29 protein-coding genes and 1 riboswitch are annotated in these 25,000 nt (G+C 50.8%); of the genes, 15 read left to right on the forward strand and 14 right to left on the reverse strand.

Going from position 1 to position 25,000, the window contains the following annotated elements; genetic code table 11:
• Window position 1: 1 nt before the first annotated feature.
• A complete protein-coding gene (locus ABUL11_RS01650; protein ID WP_350282125.1) occupies window positions 2-1,060 on the forward strand; it encodes a glycosyltransferase family 2 protein in 1,059 nt (352 codons plus the stop codon).
• A 26-nt stretch (window positions 1,061-1,086) separates the two neighbouring features.
• Here the strand turns inward: ABUL11_RS01650 and ABUL11_RS01655 are convergent, their stop codons facing one another.
• From ABUL11_RS01655 to ABUL11_RS01680, 6 genes are all read right to left on the reverse strand, one after another.
• Window positions 1,087-1,434: an arsenate reductase family protein gene (locus tag ABUL11_RS01655; protein ID WP_350282126.1), complete on the reverse strand. Its 348-nt coding sequence runs from the start codon at window positions 1,432-1,434 to the stop codon at window positions 1,087-1,089.
• Between the two features lie 10 nt (window positions 1,435-1,444).
• A complete protein-coding gene (locus tag ABUL11_RS01660) occupies window positions 1,445-1,963 on the reverse strand; it encodes an invasion associated locus B family protein (RefSeq protein WP_350282127.1) in 519 nt (172 codons plus the stop codon).
• A 71-nt stretch (window positions 1,964-2,034) separates the two neighbouring features.
• Entirely contained in the window at window positions 2,035-2,292 is a 258-nt protein-coding gene (locus tag ABUL11_RS01665) for a DUF2024 family protein (RefSeq protein ID WP_350282128.1), read from the reverse strand.
• 57 nt (window positions 2,293-2,349) lie between these two features.
• Window positions 2,350-2,994, reverse strand: coding sequence for an O-methyltransferase (locus tag ABUL11_RS01670; RefSeq protein WP_350282129.1), 645 nt, complete (start codon window positions 2,992-2,994; stop codon window positions 2,350-2,352).
• Between the two features lie 48 nt (window positions 2,995-3,042).
• Window positions 3,043-4,323, reverse strand: coding sequence for an O-antigen ligase family protein (locus ABUL11_RS01675; protein WP_350282130.1), 1,281 nt, complete (start codon window positions 4,321-4,323; stop codon window positions 3,043-3,045).
• Between the two features lie 48 nt (window positions 4,324-4,371).
• Window positions 4,372-5,643 (reverse strand): hypothetical protein, encoded by a 1,272-nt coding sequence (locus tag ABUL11_RS01680; RefSeq protein WP_350282131.1) that lies wholly within the window; start codon window positions 5,641-5,643, stop codon window positions 4,372-4,374.
• A 186-nt stretch (window positions 5,644-5,829) separates the two neighbouring features.
• Between ABUL11_RS01680 and ABUL11_RS01685 the strand changes: the two genes are divergently transcribed.
• From ABUL11_RS01685 to ABUL11_RS01715, 7 genes are read left to right on the forward strand one after another with little or no spacing between them, the layout of a single operon-like run.
• Window positions 5,830-6,588: a 3-deoxy-manno-octulosonate cytidylyltransferase gene (locus ABUL11_RS01685; RefSeq protein ID WP_350282132.1), complete on the forward strand. Its 759-nt coding sequence runs from the start codon at window positions 5,830-5,832 to the stop codon at window positions 6,586-6,588.
• Window positions 6,589-6,607: 19 nt separating this feature from the next.
• Window positions 6,608-7,369 (forward strand): HpcH/HpaI aldolase family protein, encoded by a 762-nt coding sequence (locus ABUL11_RS01690; RefSeq protein WP_350282133.1) that lies wholly within the window; start codon window positions 6,608-6,610, stop codon window positions 7,367-7,369.
• Window positions 7,366-8,301 carry a phosphoglycerate dehydrogenase gene (locus tag ABUL11_RS01695; RefSeq protein ID WP_350282134.1) on the forward strand — a complete coding sequence of 312 codons (936 nt, stop codon included), beginning with the start codon at window positions 7,366-7,368 and terminating at the stop codon, window positions 8,299-8,301. The genes ABUL11_RS01690 and ABUL11_RS01695 overlap by 4 nt, the downstream gene beginning before the upstream one ends.
• Window positions 8,294-9,238 carry an NAD-dependent epimerase/dehydratase family protein gene (locus ABUL11_RS01700; protein WP_350282135.1) on the forward strand — a complete coding sequence of 315 codons (945 nt, stop codon included), beginning with the start codon at window positions 8,294-8,296 and terminating at the stop codon, window positions 9,236-9,238. Before ABUL11_RS01695 ends, ABUL11_RS01700 begins: the two co-directional genes overlap by 8 nt.
• Complete coding sequence (locus ABUL11_RS01705; protein ID WP_350282136.1) at window positions 9,235-9,891, forward strand: HAD family hydrolase; 657 nt, start codon at window positions 9,235-9,237, stop codon at window positions 9,889-9,891. Before ABUL11_RS01700 ends, ABUL11_RS01705 begins: the two co-directional genes overlap by 4 nt.
• Window positions 9,873-10,559, forward strand: a complete 687-nt coding sequence (pgl, locus tag ABUL11_RS01710) for a 6-phosphogluconolactonase (RefSeq protein ID WP_350282137.1) — start codon at window positions 9,873-9,875, stop codon at window positions 10,557-10,559. Before ABUL11_RS01705 ends, pgl begins: the two co-directional genes overlap by 19 nt.
• A 24-nt stretch (window positions 10,560-10,583) precedes the next feature.
• On the forward strand, window positions 10,584-10,946 hold the full coding sequence (locus ABUL11_RS01715) for a DMT family protein (protein ID WP_350282138.1): 363 nt from the start codon (window positions 10,584-10,586) through the stop codon (window positions 10,944-10,946).
• Window positions 10,947-10,993: 47 nt separating this feature from the next.
• On the opposite strand, the gene ABUL11_RS01720 is transcribed toward ABUL11_RS01715, so the two are convergent.
• Both ABUL11_RS01720 and glk read right to left on the reverse strand, forming a co-directional pair.
• A complete protein-coding gene (locus tag ABUL11_RS01720) occupies window positions 10,994-11,647 on the reverse strand; it encodes a DUF4126 domain-containing protein (protein WP_350282139.1) in 654 nt (217 codons plus the stop codon).
• Window positions 11,648-11,651: 4 nt separating this feature from the next.
• Window positions 11,652-12,656: a glucokinase gene (gene glk, locus ABUL11_RS01725; protein ID WP_350282140.1), complete on the reverse strand. Its 1,005-nt coding sequence runs from the start codon at window positions 12,654-12,656 to the stop codon at window positions 11,652-11,654.
• Window positions 12,657-12,900: 244 nt separating this feature from the next.
• Here glk and epsC point away from each other — a divergent pair, with 244 nt between their 5' ends.
• Both epsC and ABUL11_RS01735 read left to right on the forward strand, forming a co-directional pair.
• Window positions 12,901-13,827 carry a serine O-acetyltransferase EpsC gene (gene epsC, locus ABUL11_RS01730; protein ID WP_350282141.1) on the forward strand — a complete coding sequence of 309 codons (927 nt, stop codon included), beginning with the start codon at window positions 12,901-12,903 and terminating at the stop codon, window positions 13,825-13,827.
• Between the two features lie 104 nt (window positions 13,828-13,931).
• Complete coding sequence (locus ABUL11_RS01735) at window positions 13,932-15,149, forward strand: NnrS family protein (RefSeq protein WP_350282142.1); 1,218 nt, start codon at window positions 13,932-13,934, stop codon at window positions 15,147-15,149.
• Here the strand turns inward: ABUL11_RS01735 and ABUL11_RS01740 are convergent.
• The gene (locus ABUL11_RS01740; protein ID WP_350282143.1) at window positions 15,137-16,408 is read right to left on the reverse strand and encodes an O-acetylhomoserine aminocarboxypropyltransferase/cysteine synthase family protein; all 1,272 of its coding nucleotides are present in this window, start codon (window positions 16,406-16,408) and stop codon (window positions 15,137-15,139) included. The two genes, ABUL11_RS01735 and ABUL11_RS01740, sit on opposite strands and share 13 nt — an antisense overlap.
• A gap of 213 nt (window positions 16,409-16,621) precedes the next feature.
• Between ABUL11_RS01740 and ABUL11_RS01745 the strand changes: the two genes are divergently transcribed.
• The gene (locus ABUL11_RS01745) at window positions 16,622-17,896 is read left to right on the forward strand and encodes a pectin acetylesterase-family hydrolase (RefSeq protein WP_350282144.1); all 1,275 of its coding nucleotides are present in this window, start codon (window positions 16,622-16,624) and stop codon (window positions 17,894-17,896) included.
• An 11-nt stretch (window positions 17,897-17,907) separates the two neighbouring features.
• Here the strand turns inward: ABUL11_RS01745 and ABUL11_RS01750 are convergent, their stop codons facing one another.
• Window positions 17,908-18,225 (reverse strand): EAL domain-containing protein, encoded by a 318-nt coding sequence (locus ABUL11_RS01750; RefSeq protein ID WP_350282145.1) that lies wholly within the window; start codon window positions 18,223-18,225, stop codon window positions 17,908-17,910.
• A 282-nt stretch (window positions 18,226-18,507) separates the two neighbouring features.
• On the opposite strand from ABUL11_RS01750, the gene msrA reads away from it, so the two are divergent.
• Window positions 18,508-19,776 (forward strand): peptide-methionine (S)-S-oxide reductase MsrA, encoded by a 1,269-nt coding sequence (msrA, locus tag ABUL11_RS01755; RefSeq protein ID WP_350282146.1) that lies wholly within the window; start codon window positions 18,508-18,510, stop codon window positions 19,774-19,776.
• Window positions 19,777-19,856: 80 nt separating this feature from the next.
• On the opposite strand, the gene ABUL11_RS01760 is transcribed toward msrA, so the two are convergent.
• The 4 genes from ABUL11_RS01760 to crcB form a co-directional block, all read right to left on the reverse strand.
• Window positions 19,857-20,606 carry a PEP-CTERM sorting domain-containing protein gene (locus ABUL11_RS01760; RefSeq protein WP_350282147.1) on the reverse strand — a complete coding sequence of 250 codons (750 nt, stop codon included), beginning with the start codon at window positions 20,604-20,606 and terminating at the stop codon, window positions 19,857-19,859.
• Window positions 20,566-21,444 (reverse strand): hypothetical protein, encoded by an 879-nt coding sequence (locus ABUL11_RS01765; RefSeq protein ID WP_350282148.1) that lies wholly within the window; start codon window positions 21,442-21,444, stop codon window positions 20,566-20,568. Before ABUL11_RS01765 ends, ABUL11_RS01760 begins: the two co-directional genes overlap by 41 nt.
• A gap of 643 nt (window positions 21,445-22,087) precedes the next feature.
• Window positions 22,088-22,399, reverse strand: a complete 312-nt coding sequence (locus ABUL11_RS01770; protein WP_350282149.1) for a DUF190 domain-containing protein — start codon at window positions 22,397-22,399, stop codon at window positions 22,088-22,090.
• Window positions 22,400-22,409: 10 nt separating this feature from the next.
• A complete protein-coding gene (crcB, locus tag ABUL11_RS01775; RefSeq protein WP_350282150.1) occupies window positions 22,410-22,793 on the reverse strand; it encodes a fluoride efflux transporter CrcB in 384 nt (127 codons plus the stop codon).
• 65 nt (window positions 22,794-22,858) lie between these two features.
• Window positions 22,859-22,925: riboswitch (Fluoride riboswitch) on the reverse strand.
• 632 nt (window positions 22,926-23,557) lie between these two features.
• On the opposite strand from crcB, the gene ABUL11_RS01780 reads away from it, so the two are divergent.
• The 3 genes from ABUL11_RS01780 (at window position 23,558) to ABUL11_RS01790 (ending at window position 24,979) form a co-directional block, all read left to right on the forward strand.
• Window positions 23,558-24,322, forward strand: a complete 765-nt coding sequence (locus tag ABUL11_RS01780) for a hypothetical protein (protein WP_350282151.1) — start codon at window positions 23,558-23,560, stop codon at window positions 24,320-24,322.
• Window positions 24,319-24,519 carry a hypothetical protein gene (locus ABUL11_RS01785; protein WP_350282152.1) on the forward strand — a complete coding sequence of 67 codons (201 nt, stop codon included), beginning with the start codon at window positions 24,319-24,321 and terminating at the stop codon, window positions 24,517-24,519. Before ABUL11_RS01780 ends, ABUL11_RS01785 begins: the two co-directional genes overlap by 4 nt.
• 100 nt (window positions 24,520-24,619) lie before the next feature.
• Entirely contained in the window at window positions 24,620-24,979 is a 360-nt protein-coding gene (locus ABUL11_RS01790) for a hypothetical protein (RefSeq protein WP_350282153.1), read from the forward strand.
• Window positions 24,980-25,000 lie beyond the last annotated feature (21 nt).

Raw genomic sequence — 25,000 nt, forward strand, 5'->3', positions numbered from 1 at the left:
CATGCTGGATGAAACAATACGGTCTCATTCAAAGCGTATTGATATCGTAATACCGGTTCACAATGCACCTGTCCTGACCAGGCGCTGTATTGATTCCGTCATTACTCATCTCGGGAAATCCATACACAGGGTGCTCATTCAGGATGATGCATCTGACAGTGAAACACGTGCAATGCTGGATCATCTCCCCTACTCACGTGTGGAAGTTTTTCACGCAGAAAAGAATGAGGGTTTCGGCACAGCAGTCAATACAGCTGTTAGCCGGTCTGATGCATTTTATGTATTGATTCTCAACTCTGACACTGAGGTTAAACACAATATCCTGCCCCTCCTCTGCTCTGCTTTTGACGCAGATCCGAAGCTGGCGGCCATTGTTCCCGCAGGAAACAGTTACGACAATTTCGATCTTAGCCGTTATGCACTGTATCCTGGCAACTATATCCGCAACTACTATTTACGCGGACATGCTTTCCTGATACGTCGCGATATTTTCCTCGCAATCGGGGGATTTGATCCAATCTTCGGTCGCGGGTATTACGAAGATATTGATCTTGGACGTCGTCTTGATCTCAATGGCTGGCGTTTCGGAGTTCACCCCGAAGCTCATATTTACCACAAAAAAGGGGGATCGTTTGGTGATGATCGCTTCCCGTTATCTCGGCGCAACCGGGCTCTTTACCTGTCACGTTACCCGAAAGCACAGCAAAACCTACTATTACTTACGGTCAACTGCACGTTGACAGACCTTGATGAAGAACTTATCAGCACCATGAATCAGGTTCTTCACGATGGTGGCTACGTTCACTGGCTAACACCAGCACAATCAAGCCAGTTAACCAGTCTGCAAATATACAACTATGACTTGAAGTTGTACTCGGCAGTCCGAATCTTGCTGCGAGGCTGGAAACGTATAGACAGGCGTGTTACAGAAATCTGGATTGCCCCGGAAGTTCCTTTCCTTCTTCGCACACTGGTGACTGTCTGGGGAAAATGGCAGAACCTTAAAGTTTTGTTATTCAAACAAGCTGCAAAACTAGACTCTGTTACTGACTCTAGTTAAGAATCAGCTATTGAGTCAGTTTCAATTTAGTTATCCAAAAGTTTTTTTATTCTCACCGGTGGTCGTCCCAGTACTGCACTGTCACCACGAACAACAATCGGACGTTGAATCAGATCAGGATTCGCCACCATCAGCTGTAACAGCTCATCATCATCCACTGATTCCATACCTTTGGCAAGCGGTTCGTCTGCGCGCAACAGATCCCTTACCGGAATACCCAATTTACGTACGAGTTCACGTAACATCTCGACCGTCAGCCGGTCGTCATAATAATTGATACTGTCAAACTCTTTACCGCTTTCTTCGAGAATGGACAGAGCTTCACGGCATTTGCTGCAGGTTGATTTCTGATAAATGGTTATTTTATCGCCCATGTATGTGATCTCACTTGATTCCACATTCTTTGGAAATAGCAGTGTAAGCCGCAGTTGATCCTTTCAGGCCGAAAGTATCAGTTGTGGTTGTTCCCTGCGAAGATGTTCCGTTCACCACCATCTGACTGCCGCCACGTATCGCTGCTACCAGTCTATTATCAGTTGCCGAATCAGGCGCCCATGCGGTCTCATTCTGGGTAAACAGTTTGAAACGCTGACCGCCAATACTGATCGTCACTTCACTGTTCGTCTTATAGGAATAACCCGCAACGAAGCTGAACACGTTTTTGCTCTTCTCGGCCGGACGGTGCGTGACCAGTGCATAAACTGCTCCACGCTTGGTATAGTTACCTTCTTCTTTCTTGGGTTTGCCAACCATATAACAAACCTTGCTGCCATCCTCTGTATAAACATAGGCAACCCAGTCGTCAAACTCCCCGATTACCTCAGGATCGGCAGCCTGCACCGGGCTACTGGCCATAAAAGAAACGGCTGACAGCATCAGTGCTTTTGCGAATATCCGTCTCATTGCATCAGACTCCATAATTATCGGCATAGTCTGGCCCAACACCCGGGTGCGGGCCGTTTACCCGTGGTTTATCAGTTACATCCTTCCATTTTATAAATGAAGTAGCCGTTCTGTTTAATTGCTTCGATTACCTCATCAGGTGCTTTCTGGCTGTGACAGAAGCGACATTCCTCACTGGTTACGGTTGCCCCTTCTTCTCCGATCGAAGAAAGCCATTGTCTTGCAAATTCAATAGCCTTTTTGTCATCCCTGACATCCGTGAATACATCAAAATGCATAACATGCCCGTCTTTGGCTTTGACATAGGTATCGTATACATGGATTTGCATGAAAAACTCTCCTTGACAAGAAATGGTAAAAACAGAAATGACCGGATACTAGCTCTATTATGCCATTTTTCTACGTGCCACGATAACGCCATCACGGGTTGGATTGATAAAGGCATCAAACTCTGGGTCTGTCGAAATCAATCGATTATGTTCTCTGATTGCTTTGGTCCAGTCCGGTTTGGCATCTGCAGAATCTTCCGCAGCTACCCGGCCATGCCACAATACATTGTCAGCAATATACAAACCACCAGAGCGGATCCGTTCTCGGGCCATCAGCCAAATATCAGGATATCCCCCTTTATCGGCATCGTTGTAGCAGATATCGAAATCTCCCTCTATCTGCCCAAATATATCTTGGGCATAGCCCGTACAAAAATTCATCCTTTCCCACAGCCCGGCGGCAGCAAGATACTGCTCTGCCTGTTCCCGATTGAGTGGGTTGCTATCCGTACAAACAACCTGCCCATCAGGCCCAACCGCCCTGCCAAACCAGTAAGCAGAATATCCATACCCGCTACCAAACTCGAAAACCCTGCGTGCTCCAATCATCTTCGCATAAATTTCCAGCGAGATGCCAACAAGCCTGCCGACGATCGGGAAATCTTTTTCCAGCGCAAACACCTCCATCTCATCGAGAATCGGGTGATCAAACCGTCCAGCCAGTGTACGCATGTAATGTTCAATGATCGGGTCAACAATCATAAATAGTAGCCAGTTTATCAATAGTGAAAACCCGGGAAATCTGCATGGTCAGGCACTCATTAAAAATATTTGCGGATTCTGATTTCCCTTCCCTTTATTGCTCGTATATTCCTGTCCGGTTCTGTCAGGGGCTTCCCTATATTTCTGCCAGCAAACAGCTATGGCTGTCACTGTCAGCAGAAATGGCGGGATCCTACTGTATAACAAAAAAGTATCAGTCAATCCGGATATGAAAATGAAACATACGATTGCACTACCCAATAAGGTCATTCGGTTTTGCCTGAAAATCTGAAACCAACACCATAGTAAAAATACGAAGGCCAGTACACCCAGCAACCCGAGATGCATACCAATCTCGATCAATTCATTATGGAAATGCGCAGTTTTCTGAAATTCCGGCAAATTTCTGTAAATTCCCTGTTTATAAGTGATGATACTGTCATCAAAATACTTTTCTGCCATACCCGAACCATGCCCCAACAAAGGATGTTCAGCAATGCCATGCAGACCGACATCCCACATTGCAAGCCGGTAACCCACACTCGTTTGATAGTCTCCTTGCTGAAAAGATTGCAAGTCTGCACCGATCTGCTGCAATCTGTCATTAAAAATATCACTGCTGCTGGCAAACAACACGATTGTGGTTACGATTACAATCAAACCACTCACCAACGTTCTCCACTCTGCCCGATATCGTAAAATGATCATCAGTAACAGTACCACCAAGGTAGCAAATAGTATTCCTCTGGCACTCTGATTAAATTGGAGAAATAGCAGTAGCATAGCCATCAGCCATGACAGAATCGACAGCAATCTTTTTCCTCTCGATAATGTTTCCCAACCCAGAAAGACCGCCAGGATGACACCGATTCCCAAAGCTGATGAGTAGGATAAGTAGGACATGTCAAACAAAGGAGTTCCCTGCATTCCCTGCATTGCCCATTGATAACTGCCCGATATCACCATACCCAGATAACTGCAAAACAGTGCTCCAGTCACCCAGGGTAAACGTTCCTTGCTTAGGAGGGAAAACAGAGGAATAAACGTCAACAGGATAAAATACTTTCTCCATTTTCCCTGGAAAATTGCTGCGAAATCACTCCACAGCAGGCCAAGCATCCATACACCACAAAATAACAAAATGCCCACAACCAAAGGCTCTTTAACCAGACTGGAGAATCTGGATATCCCTCCATCCATCAGCCAGGCAAGAACCAACACACCCATTCCCCAGTAAATCACCCCCTTTGGCCAGAGTGTGAAACAAAAAAATACCAGCGCAAGCCGCACCAATAACTCACACCAACTTTGCATAAACCAATCTTTCAAAGCAGATCCTCTCAGATTTTCATGAAGCCGGGTAAAGCAGATATTCGTTTATTTCCTGCCAGAACCCACTGCTTCCAGCAACGCTATATATCGCGGCAATACATCCTGCCCGCCGACATCCAGCATTTCGCTAATGAACCATTGTCGATGCGCTTCCACATAAAACTCATCACAACCTTTAGCAAGAAAATCACTGATTTTCCGGTACACATCATCTCGACAACGTAATTCTGTTTCCGGCATGTAAACAGCAGCAGCAGAGCGCCCGGCATGCAGATAATCTGCTGCCAGCACAGGTTTGCCACAGCGTATCGCCTCAAATACCACCGACGTTGCCAAATCGATACATATATCTGCCCAGTTCATGAGGTAAATAGAATGCACGGAATCATCTGCCACGCTTACGTTCGCCAGTTTTTTCAGTGATTTGTTGCGTGTCAGCGACTGTTTCCAGCCACTGCGGGTATGTGGCTTGATGATGATCTCCACATCACGAAAAGCGGCGATCAGATGAATGACCTCACTTACCTCTTCCCAGAAAGTAGTGAAGTTTGCTTTTCTCAGAAATATCACGATCCTAAGCTGGTCCTCCGAACGAATCAAAGGTGAAGATGGCATCAACTCAGCCAGCCTGTCCAGCCATTTTCTGCTGAAGCGAGGAGAACCAAGCACAGCAATCGCACTCCCCGGCATAAATGGACGAAAACGTTGTGCACACAATTCGTTTGGAACTACTACCCGATCGAAGATTCGAGCAGTTGAAAAAGTCATATCCGGCCCCAATCGCCACTCACCCCGCCGAATCAACTGATTGGCATGCGGGCTGTCGCCGTGCGGCAGCGATACCGTGCCCACTCCCCGGTCACGCGCCATGGAAACGATCGTCTCCACCCACTCTGTCGCAATGACCGAATTACGTTCAATCCAGTCGAACGCCAACACGCCCTGTTCCCTATCCTTGAAACTGCGAGCCAGCAGTATCCTCGCAACTTTTTGCCACAATGGTTTACGCCGCTCAGCATCATGGATCTCCGCCAGGCAGCTTACGAACGGGCCCATGAATGATCGGCGCAAATTTCCTGTCAGCAACAGCATCTGCAACCGCCAGGCGCAGTAAAGCCACCCTGCCAGCAATTCCCGGATATGCGCTACCCTGATACCTTCCAGACTTGCCAGGTAGCTGATGCGGAAATCATGACGGAACTTGCCGGCCCCGATCAGTACTACATCGCATGTATGGCCAGCTTCGACCCATGCGGCGATAACCGGTGTTATATGATCGATATCGTTATAGTGACGCAGAAAAAATAAGGCTTTCATAGCTGTGTTATCATGCCACGCATTGGTGTGGGGAAATATAATACCTGCAAAAATGCATCATTATAAAAGTACACAACACTCCTGAACCCGGCACTTTACAGCAGTGTTCATTCACCTTGCTGACAGGACCTATCCACTTGCTTCATCATATTCTGCAAAATCAGCCATCCACCCGAATTCACAATCATGAAAACAATCGCCATCATTCCGGCACGTATGGGCTCATCGCGCTTCCCCGGCAAACCGCTGGCCCAACTGCTGGGGTACACCATGCTGGAGCATGTTTACCAGCGTGTTGCCATGAGCAAGTCGCTCAGTGCGACTTATATCGCTACCTGCGATGAAGCGATCCGGCAGGATGCAACCGCCTTTGGAGCGCCCGTCATCATGACCTCCGACCGTCACGAACGGGCCAGCGACCGCATCGCGGAAGCCGTCGCACACACCGATGCCGATCTGATCGTCATGGTGCAGGGAGATGAACCGATGGTTCACCCTTCCATGATCGATGCCGCCGTAGCACCTTTTCACACTGAGCCGGAACTGGAATGCGTCAATCTGACACGACGTATCGACGATGAAACCGATTTCCGCAACCCCAATACCATCAAGGTCGTCATGGATCAACAGGGAAATGCCCTGTACATGACCCGTCAGCCGATTCCGACACTGGCTCCCGGCGGCTTTGGCGCAACCGCTGTCTACAAACAGGTGTGTATCATTCCATTTACGCGCACCTGCCTGATTGAATACAGTCAGCTACCACCCACTCCGCTGGAACAACTTGAATCGATCGATATGCTGCGCCTGATGGAACATGGCCGTCATGTCAGAATGGTGGAAACCAGTCATGACACGCAAGCAGTCGATACCGAAACTGATCTGATACGTGTCGCGGAATTGATGGCCACTGATCCGCTGCTGGCTGAATACCGCAAATCCTGAAATATTGACCGGAATTCCCATGTCACTGAAAACCCGACTCGCCCGCCATGAATTGACCATCGGTTCATGGATCACCCTGGGCCATCCCTCGATTGCCGAGATCATGGCCAAAGCCGGTTTCGACTGGCTCGTACTCGATACCGAACACAGTGTGCTGGAACTCAGTGAAGTACAAGCCATCATTCAGGTACTGGACGGACAGCAATGTCCGGCCATCGTGCGGCTGACTTCCAATCATCCCGACCAGATCAAGCGTGTCATGGATGCCGGTGCCAGCGGGATCATGGTACCTATGATCAAATCTGCGGAGGATGCCCGCGCCGCGGTCAATGCGGTTTATTACCCGCCTGAAGGCACCCGCGGTGTGGGGTTGGCGCGCGCTCAGGGTTATGGCGCAAGTTTTCAGGCATATCGGCAATGGTTGCGTGACAACGCCGTCATCATCGCGATGATCGAACATATCCAGGCCATCGAGAATATCGACGCAATTCTGTCCACTCCCGGTATCGATGCCTATATCATCGGCCCCTATGATTTGTCGGGATCGATGGGGCGGCCTGGCGAACTGGAGCATCCTGATGTCCAGGCAGCCATCCGGCAGATACTCCAGGCTGGAATCCGTCATCACAAGGCAGGTGGAGTTCATGTCATCGAACCTGATCCAGCCATGTTGCAGCAACGTATCGGACAGGGTTTCACCTTTCTGGGATACAGTCTGGATATCCGCATGCTCGATTCCCTCTGCCGCAACCACCTGAACATCATCAGAACGCCTATATGAGTAAAATCGTCGTTTCCACTTCATCTTTCGGCTTCGATCATAATCCGGCCATACAGCAGCTGCGCGCACAAGGTTTCACCATCACCGGGAACCCGTGGCAACGCAAGCTCACCGAAGACGAAATCATCACCCTGCTGGGCAATGACACGGTGGCACTGCTGGCTGGCGTCGAACCGCTTACGGAAAATGTACTGACAAGCGCCAATGCTTTACGCGTCATCGCGCGCTGCGGCACCGGCTTGGATAATGTCGATCTGGAAGCTGCCCGGCAGCTGAATATCAAAGTTTCCAACACACCTGAAGCCCCGGCACAGGCTGTTGCAGAACTGACACTGGGATTGATGCTCGATTGCCTGCGCCAGATCAACCGTATCGACCACTCCGTACGCCAGGGGGAATGGCCCCGTTCACAGGGGAGACTGCTGGCTGCACGCACGGTCGGCATCGTCGGGCTCGGGCATATCGGACGGCGAGTCGCAAAATTATGTCAGGCATTCGGCGCACAAGTCATCGTACATGATCCCTATTTGCAGCTGGCGCCTGACGGAGTCGAACTCGTTGCGCTGACCACCCTGCTCGAACAAGCCGATCTTATTACCCTTCATTTGCCTTATTCCCCGGCAGTTCACCATTTGATCGACGCCGAAGCCATTGCCCGTATGAAATCGGGAACGATTCTCATCAACGCCGCCCGTGGCGGGCTAGTCGATGAAACTGCCTTGTGCGCAGCACTGAATAACAACCATCTCGAAGCTGCCGCTCTGGATAGTTTTGAGCAGGAACCTTATCACGGGCCTTTGTGTGAATGTAAACAGGCGATACTGACTTCCCATATTGGCTCACTGGCGCGAGAAACCCGGCAGCGTATGGAGATTGAAGCTGCAGAAAATCTGAAGCAAGGATTGATCGAAACAGGTTTGATCGATGAGTGAAACGATACAATCCGGTCAAACAGCCGTCGTACTTGGCGCAGGCGGCTTTCTGGGCAGCCACGTCGCTGATGCTCTGTCCAATGCGGGTTACAAGGTGCGCCTGTTCGACCGTAACCCATCCCCGTTTCGACGATCCGATCAGGAAATGATCATCGGCGATCTGATGGATATCGACCAGGTATCCAATGCTGTTCAGGATGCTGCTGCCGTCTATAATTTTGCGGCCATCGCCGATATCGACGAAGCCCATGACAACCCGCTCGGTACAGCCAGCATCAATGTACTCGGTAACATGCACGCGCTCGAGGCATCCCGGCTTGCAGGGGTGCGCCGCTTCATCTTTGCCAGCAGCGTCTATGTTTATTCGGAAACCGGTTCTTTCTATCGCGCCAGCAAACAGGCAGCCGAAGGCTTCACTGAAGCCTATCACGAACGCTACGGACTGCAATACACCATCCTGCGCTACGGATCATTGTACGGCCGACGTTCGGACGGGCGCAATGGTATCTATCGTATGCTGCACGAAGCCATACAGCAGCATGCCATCACTTATCGCGGCAGTGGAGAATCGATCAGGGAATACATCCACGTCGAAGATGCCGCACGGATGAGCGTACAGATTCTCGCCCCGGAATTTGCCAACCGGCATTTGATCCTGACTGGACAGGAAAAGCTGCGCATACGCGATGTCATGATCATGATTTCAGAAATGTTACCCTGGGAGGTCGATCTGCATTTCGATCAGGCCAAACCGGGGCACCATTACCAGATCACGCCTTATGCATTTCAACCACGTGTCGGCCGCAAGCTCGTGCTCAATGAGCATGTAGATCTGGGTCAGGGATTGCTCGACTGTATCCAGGAAATTTACCAGCAGATCCGTCATGGCAACGAAGAAGGCGGTACGATTCCTTCCTCCACCGATAATCAGGCATGAACATATCGACCCGCCCTGTTGACTACTGGCAGGCCATCATCTTTGATTTCGATGGTGTCATCGTGGAGTCCGGTGACATCAAAGCACAGGCCTTTGCCGAACTGTACCGCCACCATGGCGAAACAATCGCACAAGCCGCAGTCGCTTACCATCGCGCCAATGGCGGCATGTCACGCTACCTCAAATTTCACTATTTCCAGCAGAATCTGCTGCACTATCCTCCGCTCACCAAAGGAGAGGAGCAGGAACTGGATCGGCGATTCTCCGAACTGGTCATGAATGCCGTTATTTCATGTCAGCCGGTCACAGGCGCGGAGGCATTGCTGCACAGAATGGCGGATCAGATTCCATTGTTCGTCGCCTCCGGCACACCAGAGAGTGAATTACGCATGATCGTCGAACAACGCGGGTTGTCTCGCTATTTTACCGAAGTACGCGGTTCTCCCAGGCTGAAAGAAACACTGGTAGCCGATATTCTGTCCGCCTATCCGCTTGTACCCGCACGTGTATTGATGATCGGTGACGCGCTGGTTGATTACGAAAGCGCCCATCAGAACGGAATCGCGTTTCTTGGTCGAGTCCGCCCGGGAGATGACAACCCCTTTCCGGAATCAGTCGAAATTGTGCCTGATTTATGTCCAGTAGCCGTTTAGTCGAGCGTCACGCTTTCAGTAGCCTGCCTTCGCTGTCAGAGGCATTGGCACAATCGGTTGCAGTAACGTTACGCAATGCAATTGAACGATGCGGCAAAGCCAGCCTGGTCGTTCCCGGCGGACACACACCCACTGTTTATCTTCCTCGACTAGCGCAAATGGATCTTTCCTGGCAGCATGTTTTCATTACATTGAGTGATGAACGCTGGGTTGAGCCGACCAATGAACTTTCCAATGAACGGTTGGTACGTGAGCATTTCCTGCAACATATACAGCAACAACCTCATTTCATCGCTCTCAAGACCGGGCATGTTCATCCCGATCAGGCAATTACTGACATCAATATGCGCCTGGCAGAATTACCGTTGCCATTCAGCCTAATCCTCCTCGGGCTGGGAGAAGATGGCCATATTGCCTCACTGTTCCCTGGTATGACCCTCGATCCCGATACCACCAGCCTGTGTCAGACTGCTACCCCCCCGGCAGCGCCCTCTTTACGCATCAGCCTGAGTCTACGCGCACTCATCAACAGCGAGCGCATCATTCTGGTGATTACAGGAAAAGAAAAAAGACGGCTGGTCGATCGGCTCATCGAATCACCCGATCAAAACATACCGTTTGTCCGGCTCATACAATTCAAGCCGGTAGAATTGTTCGAAACGGATTAACGAAACAGAGCACCGAATTTCACCATGCGCGAGATTGGACTTACCATCGGGTTGCTGTCCATCAGCAACATATTCATGACATTTGCCTGGTACGCACATCTGAAGGATCTGAGTACCAAACCGTGGCTGGTAGCAGCGCTGGTCAGCTGGGGAATCGCATTCTTCGAGTATATGCTGCAGGTGCCGGCAAACCGTATCGGGTTCACTATTTTGTCCCTCGGGCAGCTCAAAATCCTGCAGGAAATCATTACCCTGTCGATATTCGTTCCTTTCAGCCTGTTCTACATGAAGGAACCACTCAAACTCGACTACCTTTGGGCGGGATTATGCATCCTTGGCGCCGTATACTTCATCTTTCGCAGTAATATGGCAGACGCAGGAAATTGATCATCTCAATGGCCGGCCAGCACTGAAAACGGATACACTCCAGACGATTACTTTTCTTCCTGCCTGGCACTATCACCGGTGGAAACAGGCAAGGAAGTAATTTTCAGGAATCGTGCCATTTTCATCAGCAATCCCCTGATCAGCGTCCACAGTTTTGGCAACAGCCAGATCGCCAAGCCGATGAATCCAATAAACAGGATGATAAACAGAATCGGATAATGCAGGGCCGTCCACAGCCCGGCAATCACCACCAGATCCTCGCTGATCGAGACAGTCCAGTTGGTTACCGGCTCGGGTGAAGTATTGATCATCAGGCGTGTACCGGTTTTAGTGGCATGACTGGTTGCCGCCGTACCACCGCCGAGAATACCCGCCGCAATCTCCAGCGCGGGAGAGACGTCTCCTACTGCGCCGGCTGCCAGCATAGCGCCGGCTGGAATACGTACGAAGGTATGTGCCGCATCCCAGATATTGTCCATGCCCGGGATCTTGTCAGCAAAAAACTGAATCAAGTACATGACCGCCGCCGCCCCGATAACGAAAGGGTTTTCCAGTACCGCCAGCTCACTTGGCAAAGTGATGTTGCCGGTAACTCCCCCTAGGCCGAGTATGAGTAATGCGGCGTACAGATTGATCCCGCTCGCCCAGGAGCTTCCCATGGTCAGGGCCAGTGTCGCGATCAGGGTTTCATAACCGTTCATTCAGCTATCCTTCAGCTACTCTACCGTTTTGCAGCATGCGCTGTGCAAGCAATCCGGCACCCAGCAGTCCGGCCTTCGGGTTCATCACCACATACACAGGGATCTCGCGCACCAACGCACTGTATCGTCCCTTATTGCAAAATGCTTCGATGAAACCGGGTTGCTGCAAAATCCGGATGATGCGCGGTGCGATCCCTCCCGCAATATAGACACCACCACGGCACAACCCCGCCAGCGCCAGGTTGCCTGCATAGGTACCGTAAATTTCCACGAACAGATCCAGTGCCTGTAAAGCAATCGGGTAATGATGTTCGAATGCCAGGCGGGTCACGGTAGCACCATCATCGGTATTCAGTTCAATACTTTTGAGATGAGTATCTTCCGTGGTACGGGTTTGCAGAAAATTGAAAATATGAGTCAGCCCTTGACCGGAAAGCAATCGCTCAATCGAAACACGGTGATATCTTGCCATCAGATACCGGAGCAGTTCGATCTGGATAGCACTGGTCGGTGCAAAATCAATATGTCCAGCCTCAGTCGCAAGAGGCTCATAGTATTGTCCACGCCAAGCCAGCCAGGCAACACCCATGCCGGTCCCCGCACCCAGCACGACGCGCATCGCCGGAGCAGAATATTTACCGGTCTGCAATGTAATCAGATCATCTTGTGGCAATATCTCTATGGAAGCTGCTGTTCCCTCGAAATCATTGATAATTTTCACGGCGGGAATCGAGAATTTTTCTGCAATGCCAACCGCACTGATCGTCCAGGGTAGATTGGTCAGATGGACCTGTTGTTCGACGATCGGCCCGGCTACTGCCAGGCAAGCAGCAACCGGCTGGCAACCGGATCGTTCCATAAAATCTGTCAGAATGGCGTCAAAATCATCGTACTGGTGGCTGTCATAGAGATGCTCATGATGGAATTCAACCTCCTTGCTCCTGACCACGGCAGAGCGCAACAGAGTCTTGGTTCCCCCGATGTCACCCGACAGCAGGTATTGATCCATCAGTTATTTTCCTCTCCGGTTAAGTACACACATCCGCTCGCGCTGGCATAACACGACAATCGACCATTTTAAGTGTCAATCAGCAATCTCAGGATAGCAAAAGTGATGCGGGCGGGTACAATAGGCCACCTGTTTTTCCAATTCCGCAACCATCTGCCCGGGCTGATTCCCGGCATGGCCGGCAGGTTCTCCGGGCAATATTTTCCCGGATATTGTTTGATCATAATAAGAAACAGGGGGTATTGTGACAGATATCAGTGTTGCAGGTGATTTGCTGCTGAAGAGCACACATTTGCAAATTAATGAAGTCGTGGCTGAATTGCGTAACGTACGCACTACTGCGCTTCTCGACCGGCAGGGACATCTCAGGCCGCCCCGGCTGCCCTCCCGCAAAATTCTGGCCGGAATCATCGAAGGCCTGCGTACGGCCTTGTTCCCTAATCGACTAGGGCCATCTGATCTGGCAGTAGAAGGCGTCGATCATTATGTCGGCCACATCCTGAATTCAACGTTACGCGCCCTCCTGATCCAGATTCAGCACGAGCTGCACTTCAACTCGGGAACTGAAGAGCTTGATCAGGAAACTTACGCACAAGCAGCTGAAATTACTCAAGCATTTGCCAAGCGGCTGCCTGCAGTCCGCCGCCTGCTCGATGGTGATGTTCTGGCCGCCTATGAAGGTGATCCGGCAGCACGGTGTATCGATGAAGTACTGGTATGCTATCCTGGGGTTGCGGCCATTACCTGGTACCGGCTGGCACATGAACTGTATCAACTGGATATGCCGCTGATCGCCCGCATGATTTCGGAGATCGCTCATTCGCAAACCGGTATCGAAATCCATCCCGGTGCGCAGATCGGCGAGCGTTTTTTCATCGACCACGGTACCGGTGTCGTCATTGGCGAAACTTCCATCATTGGCAGGAACGTACGCCTGTATCAGGCTGTCACCCTGGGTGCAAAACATTTCCCGGTAGATGAAAACGGCGCACTGGTAAAAGGAATCGCCCGTCACCCCATCGTTGAAGATGATGTTGTCATTTACGCAGGAGCAACCATTCTGGGACGTATCACTATCGGAAAAGGTTCCACCATCGGTGGCAACGTCTGGTTGACACGCAGCGTACCCTCCGGCAGCCTGATTACCCAGGCGCAAACGCACAACGACTAGAACAGAACACGGCAATCCACCGCTGCTGCAGGCACAAGAAATCACTCCGGTTGTGCTCCTCTCCTGGAAACCGTTTACAGCAGTATGACAGTATGAAAATGAATATGGCCCAATCAAGCAATGGATCTTTCCGGTATCTTCCGGGAGAAACCAAGGTATATGCCCACCGTTGGTTTTTTACGGCAGCATGCATTTATGCAATATTCATCATCCCGCTGACCCAGCTGGCAAGATACGGTTTCGGTCCTGTTATACTGTCCGTGCCAACCGGGCACGCTTTTGAAATGCTGTTTGGTTTTGCGCCGGCACTGATTGCAGGCTACTTGCTGGGACCCATGCCTGCCCGGCGACTGATATGGTTTCTGTGTTTCTGGCTGCTGGCAAGAATAGCGGGCTTGGCTGTTCCTTTTTCCTGGCCTGCCCTGGTGTTCAATGCCTTATTCGTTATGCTGTTTGCCCGGCAACTGCTCCCTCGTCTGTGGGCTGCCAAAAAATGGCGTAACCGCTCACTCGTTCCCTTACTTGGTCTGATCTGTGCAGTCACGGTTGCAGCCATTCTGGCTGGCCGGCTTGATGAATACCCGCTGCACCGTTATCTGATCGATGAAAGCGTGCAGCTGTTTGCATTGCTGATGCTGTTCATTGGTGGCCGTATGTTGGCACCCGCTGCCGCTGGAGAATTTTATCGCCAGGGCATGGAGTTGGAGGCCAGAGTGCAGCCCAATATCGAAGCAAGTTTGATCATTACCATTACGGTCGCTTATTTGCTGACACCTGTAGCTGCCCCGCTTTCCGGCATGCTGCTGATCCTCTGCGGAATACTGGCAGGCATACGCCTGTTCCGTTGGCGATTATGGCACTGTCTGGCACGTCCTGATCTGATCTGTCTCGCACTGGGTTACGGCTGGCTGGCATTGGGGCTGATACTGCTGGGGATAACAAAACTGGATGGCGGCAGTCATTTCAGTACCGCAGTGCATGCCATTACTGTCGGTGCACTGGGTACACTGGCGACGAACGTCATCGTACGTGTAACGCTTCTGCACGTAAAACAATATCCCTCACGCATACCGCAAATCGTCATCATGACAGGATGCATGTCGATCGCCGCCGTAGCGCGCATGGCGGCAGATTTCAGCGATCATCGGGAAATGCTGCTGATAATGGCTGCGTCAGGCTGGAGTATCGCCTTCCTGTTCGCGTTACATGTTTTATTGACAAGTCGTCCTGTGCCGCGGGTAAAACCTGCCGGCAGTTCGTCATCCGATAATATCAATAAAACCATACCCACCGAGCCCCCGACGGATTCTCACACTCCCTGAAAAGCCTGCTCAATGTCAGCAATCAGATCGTCGATATGCTCGATGCCGACACATAAACGCACCAGATCAGCACTGACACCGGCTTTCGCCAGTTCTTCATCATTGAGCTGACGGTGGGTGGTCGTCGCCGGGTGGCAAGCCAGCGTTTTGGCATCCCCGATGTTAACCAGCCGTTTGATCAGCATCAGTCTGTCCATAAAGCGAGCACAAGCCTCGCGCCCACCCTTGATACCAAAGCTCAGGATCGATGAAGGAATACCGCCATCCATATATTTCTGCACCAGTGCATAATCACGGTTATCTTCAAGACCGGCAAAATTGACCCAACTGACTTTGGGGTGCCCTTGCAGATAACGTGCAATCGCCAGCGCATTGGCGCAATGGCGCTCCATCCTCAACGGCAAAGTTTCGATACCTTGCAGAATCAGAAAAGAGTTGAAAGGTGAAATTGCTCCTCCCATGTTACGCAACGGTACTACACGTGCACGACCGATAAACGCGGCCGGACCAAATGTATCCACATAGACCACACCGTGATAACTGGGGTCAGGCTTGTTGAATTGTGGAAAACGCGGGTTGTCTTTCCAGGTGAACTTACCGGAATCCACAATGATTCCACCGATGCTGGTACCGTGACCGCCCATGTATTTGGTCAGCGCATGGACGACGATATCGGCCCCATGTTCGAAAGGACGACAAAGCACCGGGGTTGGTACGGTATTGTCCACTACCAGCGGCACACCTGCTGCATGCGCTACTTCAGCCAGCGCGGCAATATCCACCACGTTACCAGCCGGGTTTCCGACTGACTCGCAATAAACCATTCTGGTATTGTCATCGATAACATCAGCAAAAGCGGCCGGATTGCGGCCATCCACCATGCGAACTTCAATGCCCAGATTAGGTAACGTATGGCAAAAGAAATTATAGGTGCCACCGTAAACCTGGCTGGTAGAGATGATGTTATCACCTGCCCTGGCCAAAGTCTGCACACAGGCTGTAATGGCCGCCATGCCAGAAGCCATGGCCAGCGCTCCCACTCCTCCTTCCAGTAATGCCACTCTTTCTTCCAGAACTGCAGTAGTCGGGTTCATGATGCGTGTGTAGATGTTACCCTGCACCTTCAGATCAAACAGATCGGCCCCATGCTGAGTATCATCAAAATAGTAGCTGGTGGTCTGATAAATGGGAACCGCGACTGCATGAGTCTGCGGATCACCGGCAAAACCGCCATGAATGGCAAGTGTTTCCCGTTTCATTATATTTCCTCTGTTAATAATCGTCTGTGCCTGTTTTGAAGCAGATCACCTGCTTCCCCGACAAACTAAATGAATATGAGCACCCCCATTTAAAAAGAGGTATTCTTCCGAATCTTATGACCCAGTATCAGGTATTACCATGGAATCCGGCAGTAAAAGATGTTACGGCTACAGATACCAATATAAACAATAAACTTACAAAAAGGATAAAAAATGCTGAAATTCAATCTGGCTGTGTTGATTTCAATGTTACTGATCTCTTTTTTCTCGGCAGCGTATGCAGTGGGATGGGAAAAGATCGAAATACCCGATAACGTGTCGACCATTCTGGATGATGACGGACGCTATAAAGATATCAAACCCGGTTGTGCGTTCAGTCATTTACCGGATGAAGCCGGTTTACCCAATAAACCGTTTCATTTTTATTACCGGAAAGGCACCAAAGCAAAAACACTCATCTATTTCAACGGAGGAGGCGCCTGCTGGAATGGTGCAACGTGCCTGACTTCGCTGACCGTGCCAGTTACACAAACAACCCGGCCTTCCTACAATCCTTCGATTGAAAACGAAAACGATCCTGAAGAACTGGGTGGAATACTGGATTTCACTCGTGCAGATAACCCGCTTAAAGACTGGAATATGGTTTTCGTCCCCTATTGCACGGGAGATGCCCATATTGGCTCGAAAAACGAAGTCTATGTCGATCCTTCAGGAATTATCAATCATGGTAATCCCGTTCTCGTGCAACATCGCGGTTTTGATAACTTTATGGCAATGCGAGAATGGCTGAAACACCGAGCCGATCGACCAGGTACCGAACAAGTACTGGTAGCGGGATCCAGCGCAGGTTCTTATGGCGCTTTAATGAATTTCCCTCGGATACACAGCATTTATCCAGGACAAACAAAAATTTCACTACTGTCTGACGCAGGAGCAGGAATCTTCACCAGCAATTTTCTGGATACGGTTTTTGAACCCGATGGCCCATGGGGAACTGAGCATACACTCGCAACCTGGATACCGGGAATTAATCGAATCAGCAGCTATAATGCACTCAACTTTTTCACCAGTCTGGCAACCGGGATCGAGCGCCATTTCGCCAATAGCAAGTTTGCTTATGTGACGACCGCCTGGGATGGTGTTCAGATGTTATTCCTCAACACCATGAGAAAGACGGATCAGGGGGTCAACGATCCCAACCAGTGGTTCAATCTGACACCGGCAACGGCAGTAGAATGGAGCTTGAGAATGTTGACTTCATTGAATGCCAATGCCCTGATCAACCGTAATTCGAAATACTATATCAGTGCAGGGACATATCACATCGGGCTGGTCGATGCATTTGCACCAGGTGTTTTTTATACTGAAAAAAGTGCGGGGGGTATTTACCTGAAAGACTGGGTCAACCGGCTAATTACCGATGACAGAAAATATCCGCTGGTCAATCTGATGTGCAGCGGTACTTGCGGAGCGCCTTTTCCTCCCTGAGGAAAAACAGGCTACCTTTCCTGGTATTCTTCGATCATCTCCGCTTTTTTTAAAAAATGGATGACCGAAAACGAACAAAGTGACCATAAGTTTTTATTCTTTGTGGCTGCAGCAATAGTTCTGCAGCCATTTTCATTACTATCTGCTGTCTGTGCAGCCTTACCGGGGTGCTGAGTGCTCTGCAGCAATGCTTCCAGCTCGATTACCGGTACCGGCCGGTAGAACAAGAATCCCTGGTAATAATCACAGCCATGCTGGTGCAGGAAATTCAGTTGCTGTTCCGGTTCGATACCTTTCGCCAATACACGCAGCTTCAGCCCGTGCGCCACGGCAATGATTGTTGCGGCAATCTCACGGTCGATAGATCAGAGAACCCGAGCTGACTGAAAAAGCCAGCTGATCATACTGCATATCAAAATCGATGTCATTGTCACGTATCCGGGAGATAATCCACTCAACCATCAGGCTTCTAGATCAGGTCAGAACCAGAAACACGCCAGATTGTCAAAAGGCCATATTTACTACTTTTTTATATCTATAAAATGAAGATCATTATTGCTGCTTTAACTAGTTTAATAATGGCTACGACTATCTTTGCAATGGAGAAAACCGTGACACCCAATTCTGTAAATGCAAAACAGGCCCTCGACTCAAAAACGGATTACATCGTTCTGGGAATGGGGTGCTTCTGGGGGGCCGAGAAACGCATGGGAGAGCTTTCCGGAGTGGTTGATGTGGAAAGCGGCTACGCAGGGGGTGACCACGCCGATGCCGGTTATCAGGATATCCTGAATTTTGAACATGCCTTGCATGCCGGCAAAACTGCCGGACGAAATCATGCCGAAGTGGTAAAAGTGACATTCGATCCCGAACTAGTGACACTGGAACACGTGCTCGCAAAATTCTGGGAAAGTCATAACCCGACTCAGGGTGACCGCCAGGGCAATGATATCGGCAGCAATTACCGCAGTGCTGTTTATTACCATGACGAAAGCCAGAAAACACTTGCACTGACTACCCGAGAAATCTATCAGCAGGCACTGGCAACAGCCGGCTATGGCCAGATCACGACCGAAATCCTGCCCCTGAAAAATTACATTACCGCAGAAGAGTATCATCAGAATTATCTGCAGAAAAATCCCGATGGTTACTGCGGTCTGGGGGGAACAGGTGTGAAATATCCAGCTCCCGATCAGCGTATTATCCGGGGCGACACCTCGTCTGTTCCAGCGAGCCCTCCTCCACAATCACTGGACGGCAAAAATCTGAATTTTGATCAGCAACTGGTGATTTTCGAATCAGAAAATTGTGAATTCTGCGCTCAGTTCGACCGGGATGTTCTCACCCACTGGCAAGCGGATATTCCAATGGTAACGACGAAAAATATCAACCCTCCCGCGGGTTGGACACTGGATGAACCCCTGTTTGCCGCGCCTACGATCGTACTGTTCAGAGAAGGCAAGGAAGTAGCCCGCTACACTGGCTACACTGGAGAAAAAGAGAACTTCTGGCAATGGCTGGGCTTTCAGATGCTGACACCGGAACAGCAGAAAATCGCTTTTCAGCAAGGGACTGAGCAACCTTTCACCGCATCCAACCTGGATGAGAAACGTCCGGGCAGATTTGTCGATCCGATCACCGGTGCTACACTGTTTTTCAGCAAAACCAAATTTGACAGCAAAACCGGCTGGCCCAGCTTTTTCGAACCCGTTGAAGGATCAGTGACCTACCATGAGGATCATTCCAGCTATATGCAGCGGATCGAGGTTCGCAGCGCCAGTTCCGGCATCCACCTCGGTCACGTTTTCGATGATGGCCCTCCCCCCAGCTACAAACGCTATTGCATCAACGGCAATGTGCTGAAGTTCATTCCGGATTGATCGCCGCAGTATTTATTGCAAAAGAGAAAGTGCGAAGACAAGAGTACTGCCTTCGCACACGGGTCAAATTTTACTGAATCTTAAGCCAGACTGATTTTCGGACTGCGACGCCGCAGCATCAGCATTGCCAAACCACCCAGCCCGATCAGCAAACCGCTGGCAGGCTCCGGAACGGTATTATCCCCAGGTTCACCAGGATTACCCGTATCACCGATACCCGCAACAGTCAGCCGGAGAGTCTGGCCATAACCTGAAATACCGCTGTCCACGATGCCGTAGCTCAGCAAACCAGGATCGAAACCAGCAAAGGCGTTTAAGAACTGGATATCATCAAAACCACCCCATGTACCGATAATATTGCCGCCGACATGGATGAGATCATAGAAAGTATCCGCTACAGGCTGGAGGAATGAACTGAAATCCAGTGCCAGTAAGCCATCAATGATGAAATCACCACCGATGAAAAGCTGGTCATATGCTGTCGGGCCGAAAATATCAAAGGCCAGTGTGCCGTCGTTTGAAAGATCGCCGGTAATCGTGAGCACCTCTATCGGGTCGATCAAACCACGGTTGACGACATCACCGTCTAGCGTACCGCCATTACCCGAGAGACTGCCTGTGGACCAAATCGTCACGCCATTGGCTGCCGAAACAATACCACCATCATTGATGATGAGGCTGCCACTGCCGCTACCACCTGCGGGCGATGTACTTCCACCGATAAAAAGCTGGCCTGAGTTTTCCCAGCGTGAGTTCGCGCCAGTAACGGTGGCAATACCGGTGGTCTGATTATTGCCGTAACCAATGAAAACTGGTAACTTTTCCGCCATTCTCGATGTTGAGCGTAGCTTGGCCACCGGCACCACCAACATTAAGGGTTCCTGAGTTTTGCCAGAGCGAATTTGAACCGGTAACAGTAGCAATACCAGTATGGTTATTACCAGCACCAATATTGCCATTGGTATTAGTCACTTTCCCGCCATCCTGTACGTTGAGTGTACCACTAACGCCAAGAGTACTTGAGTTTTGCCAGTGCGAATTCTGCCCGGTTACAGTAACAATGCCAGAAGTAGCAGAAGAGCCAGTAAAAGTGCTGATAGAACCGCCGGTATTAGTCACTTTTCCACCATTCTCGATGTTAAGTGTGCCCCGATCAACACTGAGACCGGCAGAACTTTCCCAGAGCGAGCCAGCGCCGGTAACGGTAACGCTACCAGTGGAACCAGCATAATAGCCAATGGAATTCTGGGCACTACTAACCTTCCCGCCATCCGCAATGTTAAGCGTACCCTGGCCATTGAAACCAACGTAGATATGATTCTGGTTTTGCCAAAGCGAGTTGGCGCCGGTAATGGTAGCAACGCCAGTGGAACCAGCATTGAGACCGATGTAACCGTGACCACGCTGGGGATTCACTCCTCCTATATTGCCAATGAAAGTACCATTGCCACTATTTATCAGTGTCGCACCGTTATTGACGGTGAGGCTACCGTCACCACCAGTAGGGCCAGCACCGGTGTTGCCGACAACGACGCTCTCAACAACGGTATCAGTACTAATGGTCTGATTGCCGCCAAGAATCAGTGGAGCTGCCTGTACCACTTGCCCAAAAGCCAGCGTGGCAGCAAGCAGCGCGCCGGTATAAACCAATTGATTATTATTTTTCACATCAGATCCTCATGGAAACACTGCCGGGGACGGTCATTGAAATGGCTCAGACTACTTGCCAGACTTTGCTGCCCCGGACTGGAATTTATTGAAAAACCTGCCAACCCTGGCAGACATGAAAAGCAGAAATACTGAATACCCGCTGTCTCTGTCAGCCGGCATCCAATATCACTTAGGCAATTTTCATGCCAAACACATAAGATATTGAATAACAACAATAAATAACGGAATTGTAGCAATGTTATGTCATGTAAAAATTATCGACGGTTTTTGATACGCTGCAAGCGTTTTTTGAGATTTTCCGGGTTGGAATTACGTATTTTTTCTCACAAAAAACCGGAAAACAGGAGAAATGATCTGTAATTTCAATGATGAATAGACAAATAACAGGAAGTGTAAAAAATTCCGACAGATTGCCCGCATCGATCAGATCCTGTCGGCCGCCGACAGCTCGGGAAATCTTTGATCAAATCCCACATGACCACACATTACGTTTTGCGGATGGAATGCAGCTCATGGAAAACTTGATCTGGGATGTCTTATTCTATTTCCAAATCAAAAATGACGAGAAGGCGAGCCGCAGACAGTATGAACAATACGGCAAGGGGAAGCCCACAAAGTAAGTTTTGATTTAGAATTGGAATTAATCCATGATTCCGAATTCAGCAGCTACCTTCACATAAAAAAGACGCACACCCTCAGCGCGCAATCGCGCAAAGAGCTGATCGGCCTCTTCTTCACTGACCACCATCACCACCTCCAGCGGCTGGTCCGACAACTCGAAGAAATGCGCCGAATGAAAACGCTTGTCATGCCCCATGCCTTCACTGCCCGGAATCAGCGTCGCTCCGCGCAAGCCCATTTCTGCAGCCAGATGCATAAGCCAGTCAGCCAAAGGTTTACCGGCGTGCTGTCGATCCTGCTGGGTGAAAAACGTAATCTGGTAACCATTCATGACAATCTCCTCACGAGGATTTAAACCACGTCACCGTGGCAATACCTGCCAGCGTCATAATCAGTGATCCCGCGACATGAACGGCAATCGCGCTCATGGCCCATGAATACAGACCACGTTGCAACAGGCTGACGATCTCGGCCGAGAATGTGGAAAACGTAGAGAGCCCGCCGCAGAAGCCGGTAATGATCAGCAAGCGCCACTCTGGTGACAAATTCGGCACGTGGGCAAAAAAGGCTATCGCAACGCCGACGATGTAGCCGGCTATCAAATTGGCCGCCAATGTACCAAGCGGCATGTCAGGAAACAAGTTGTTGAGCTTGAGCCCCAAGCCCCATCGCAGAAGTCCGCCAAGCGTTGAACCCAGGGCAATGGCGAGAATAGGTTTCCACACGATATCGTCCTCTCTTGAAATTATTTTTGAGGACAGACAGCAATACCTACGCGCGGCCTGTCCGGCCAATCGTAGGCATCATCAGCCACAGATTGTGGCAGTTAATGGAGGAATGCCATCTCCAGTTATTATTATATCGGAAGCGGTAAGAACAAGTCACCGGGCAGCTTCAGCCTGGCACAAACAGTACAAGCCCCACTGCGCGAGTGAGGAAAAAATGTAAGCAAACGAGGGTTAGCAACATGGCGAGTATAATAGCCTGATACCGGCGCGAGAATATCCAGCCACTCCACCCTGCCAGATTTGACAGAAACACTCATGGGCATCCTGGAAGGCATACAAAATATCCTGATTTACCTCCAACAAATAACAGCATAAAAATAAGTCATCGTTCTATATGAATAAAGCAGAACAATCTTCACACACCCCAATTGTGGAGAAAGAGTGGCCCGCACAAGGCCAAGCAGGCATATAAAATTCTTATAAATCAATAAGTTATAGAATTTACGCTGGTGTTCGCCACAGCACGAATTTGGCGTGGGTTGGCCTGTTTTGGCGGGCAATTTGCCCCAAATTTGCCCCAAAAAATTGCCTCGGAAACTGGGGCATAGCCCAGCGTGTGCAGGCATACTTTGACAGGACTCGCTACGGCTCGCCTTAGCCTGTTCTGACCTTCACGCGCGATACGCTGGAACGCGCCCTGGCAAGTTTCCAAAGTCGCCAGCCTGCGGCATCCTTTCGTTATTTGCGGATGGACGCCCGCGATGCCGCTTGAACCGACACCCTTCTACCGCACGCACTTGGCCGAGTTGCATCAGCGGCTGCTCGAAAGTCCAGTGACCCGTGCCTACCTTACCGGCACAGGCATACGGCTGGACGGTACAGTTCTGAATCCCGACGACCACTACGAACTGCCGATCGGCATCTTCTCGATCCTCGAATTCGCCCACCTGCTCTCGGTCTTCGACGGTAGCCGTGTTCACCAGCAGGTCGAACGGGCATTCAGTCCCGACGAAGCACCACCGGGCCTGTACTTCACCATCATCAATTCCCACCTGATACAGCACCCCGGCAAGAACCGGCTGGGACTCTACGCCGACCCAGGCGGGGGCACGGATCTGTTCATCGACGGGCTGCATGTCGATCAATATTTTCTGAACGAGCGCAACACGCCGCCCATGTTGGGCACTGTGGCCTTCACACTGTGCGCGATCACGGCGCATCTGGCCGGCCTATCCCATGTCTCGTTGGTGGCGGCAGGCGGGCGGGAATTCGACACCCGCCACATAGGTTACAAAGTCTGGCCGAAGCTGGGCTTCAATGCGCCACTGGAGCCAGATGAGATCGCAGAGGCGCCGCACCTGGCCCACTGCATGACTGTGCAGGATGTGCTGGCTACGGACGCCACCTGGTGGGACGCTTACGGCAACCAGCGGCTGATGACCTTCGACCTGTCCGCCGGTAGCACATCCTGGCAAAAACTGCTACCCTATGCAGGTAGAAAGCTCTCAGATGGGAGGCTTCCATGAGCCAGAACCGCACTATTCGCCAATCCACCGAAGCTCCGCAGCAGACTGCGGCGGGTGGTCGCGTCTTCAAGGTCTCGCTCAAGAACATCCCCGGCGTTGACGCCAAGATGTGGGCTCAGATGGAGGCTGCCGCACGAAAGCCGGGCAAGAAGCGACGCTATCCCGTGATGATCGAAACGCCGGACGGCTCGATCTGATCCTGCTGAGCCCCGATAGAACCCGTCAGCGATGGCGGGTTTTTTTATTTCAGGGGACAGGCCGAGCCATCGTTACGGCCTTACGTTCAGGAGAACGCCAATGTCAACACAATCCATCCCGTGGGGGCCAGTCCGTTCAACGCTCACGGAAAAGTTCAGCTTCGGTGACATCAAGCAGATCGTCGGCTACGGCGATCTGGATATGTCCCGGCTTGCACACCTCGAACAGAAACCGCAGAACGGCGCCTCGAAGTCGCAGCTCCTGAGCGAGATCGACAGGCAGGTGGGCGAGATGGACGACAAGCGCCGCAGCGCCTCTGTCTCCATCTGCTGCGAAGAAATGATGCGTCGCAAGCCCGAAGTCATCGAAGAACTGGAGCGGGTGCTGTCCAGGGTGGGTTGGAAGTTCTCCGGTACGGCACTTATCTGTTTAGTCCCACGATGTGCTGGGATGGGTTAACGATAAAACGATCTGGCTCGT

The sequence above is a fragment of the Nitrosomonas sp. genome (assembly GCF_040256045.1).
Lineage (GTDB): Bacteria > Pseudomonadota > Gammaproteobacteria > Burkholderiales > Nitrosomonadaceae > Nitrosomonas.

What these genes read in the sequence shown, in the direction of transcription:
- ABUL11_RS01650 (WP_350282125.1), top strand. Translation starts at nt 2, where the DNA reads ATGCTGGATGAAACAATACGGTCTCATTCAAAGCGTATTGATATCGTA.
- ABUL11_RS01655 (WP_350282126.1), bottom strand. Translation starts at nt 1,434, where the DNA reads ATGGGCGATAAAATAACCATTTATCAGAAATCAACCTGCAGCAAATGC.
- ABUL11_RS01660 (WP_350282127.1), bottom strand. Translation starts at nt 1,963, where the DNA reads ATGAGACGGATATTCGCAAAAGCACTGATGCTGTCAGCCGTTTCTTTT.
- ABUL11_RS01665 (WP_350282128.1), bottom strand. Translation starts at nt 2,292, where the DNA reads ATGCAAATCCATGTATACGATACCTATGTCAAAGCCAAAGACGGGCAT.
- ABUL11_RS01670 (WP_350282129.1), bottom strand. Translation starts at nt 2,994, where the DNA reads ATGATTGTTGACCCGATCATTGAACATTACATGCGTACACTGGCTGGA.
- ABUL11_RS01680 (WP_350282131.1), bottom strand. Translation starts at nt 5,643, where the DNA reads ATGAAAGCCTTATTTTTTCTGCGTCACTATAACGATATCGATCATATA.
- ABUL11_RS01685 (WP_350282132.1), top strand. Translation starts at nt 5,830, where the DNA reads ATGAAAACAATCGCCATCATTCCGGCACGTATGGGCTCATCGCGCTTC.
- ABUL11_RS01690 (WP_350282133.1), top strand. Translation starts at nt 6,608, where the DNA reads ATGTCACTGAAAACCCGACTCGCCCGCCATGAATTGACCATCGGTTCA.
- ABUL11_RS01695 (WP_350282134.1), top strand. Translation starts at nt 7,366, where the DNA reads ATGAGTAAAATCGTCGTTTCCACTTCATCTTTCGGCTTCGATCATAAT.
- ABUL11_RS01700 (WP_350282135.1), top strand. Translation starts at nt 8,294, where the DNA reads ATGAGTGAAACGATACAATCCGGTCAAACAGCCGTCGTACTTGGCGCA.
- ABUL11_RS01705 (WP_350282136.1), top strand. Translation starts at nt 9,235, where the DNA reads ATGAACATATCGACCCGCCCTGTTGACTACTGGCAGGCCATCATCTTT.
- pgl (WP_350282137.1), top strand. Translation starts at nt 9,873, where the DNA reads ATGTCCAGTAGCCGTTTAGTCGAGCGTCACGCTTTCAGTAGCCTGCCT.
- ABUL11_RS01715 (WP_350282138.1), top strand. Translation starts at nt 10,584, where the DNA reads ATGCGCGAGATTGGACTTACCATCGGGTTGCTGTCCATCAGCAACATA.
- ABUL11_RS01720 (WP_350282139.1), bottom strand. Translation starts at nt 11,647, where the DNA reads ATGAACGGTTATGAAACCCTGATCGCGACACTGGCCCTGACCATGGGA.
- glk (WP_350282140.1), bottom strand. Translation starts at nt 12,656, where the DNA reads ATGGATCAATACCTGCTGTCGGGTGACATCGGGGGAACCAAGACTCTG.
- ABUL11_RS01735 (WP_350282142.1), top strand. Translation starts at nt 13,932, where the DNA reads ATGGCCCAATCAAGCAATGGATCTTTCCGGTATCTTCCGGGAGAAACC.
- ABUL11_RS01740 (WP_350282143.1), bottom strand. Translation starts at nt 16,408, where the DNA reads ATGAAACGGGAAACACTTGCCATTCATGGCGGTTTTGCCGGTGATCCG.
- ABUL11_RS01745 (WP_350282144.1), top strand. Translation starts at nt 16,622, where the DNA reads ATGCTGAAATTCAATCTGGCTGTGTTGATTTCAATGTTACTGATCTCT.
- ABUL11_RS01760 (WP_350282147.1), bottom strand. Translation starts at nt 20,606, where the DNA reads ATGGCGGAAAAGTTACCAGTTTTCATTGGTTACGGCAATAATCAGACC.
- ABUL11_RS01770 (WP_350282149.1), bottom strand. Translation starts at nt 22,399, where the DNA reads ATGAATGGTTACCAGATTACGTTTTTCACCCAGCAGGATCGACAGCAC.
- ABUL11_RS01780 (WP_350282151.1), top strand. Translation starts at nt 23,558, where the DNA reads ATGCCGCTTGAACCGACACCCTTCTACCGCACGCACTTGGCCGAGTTG.
- ABUL11_RS01785 (WP_350282152.1), top strand. Translation starts at nt 24,319, where the DNA reads ATGAGCCAGAACCGCACTATTCGCCAATCCACCGAAGCTCCGCAGCAG.
- ABUL11_RS01790 (WP_350282153.1), top strand. Translation starts at nt 24,620, where the DNA reads ATGTCAACACAATCCATCCCGTGGGGGCCAGTCCGTTCAACGCTCACG.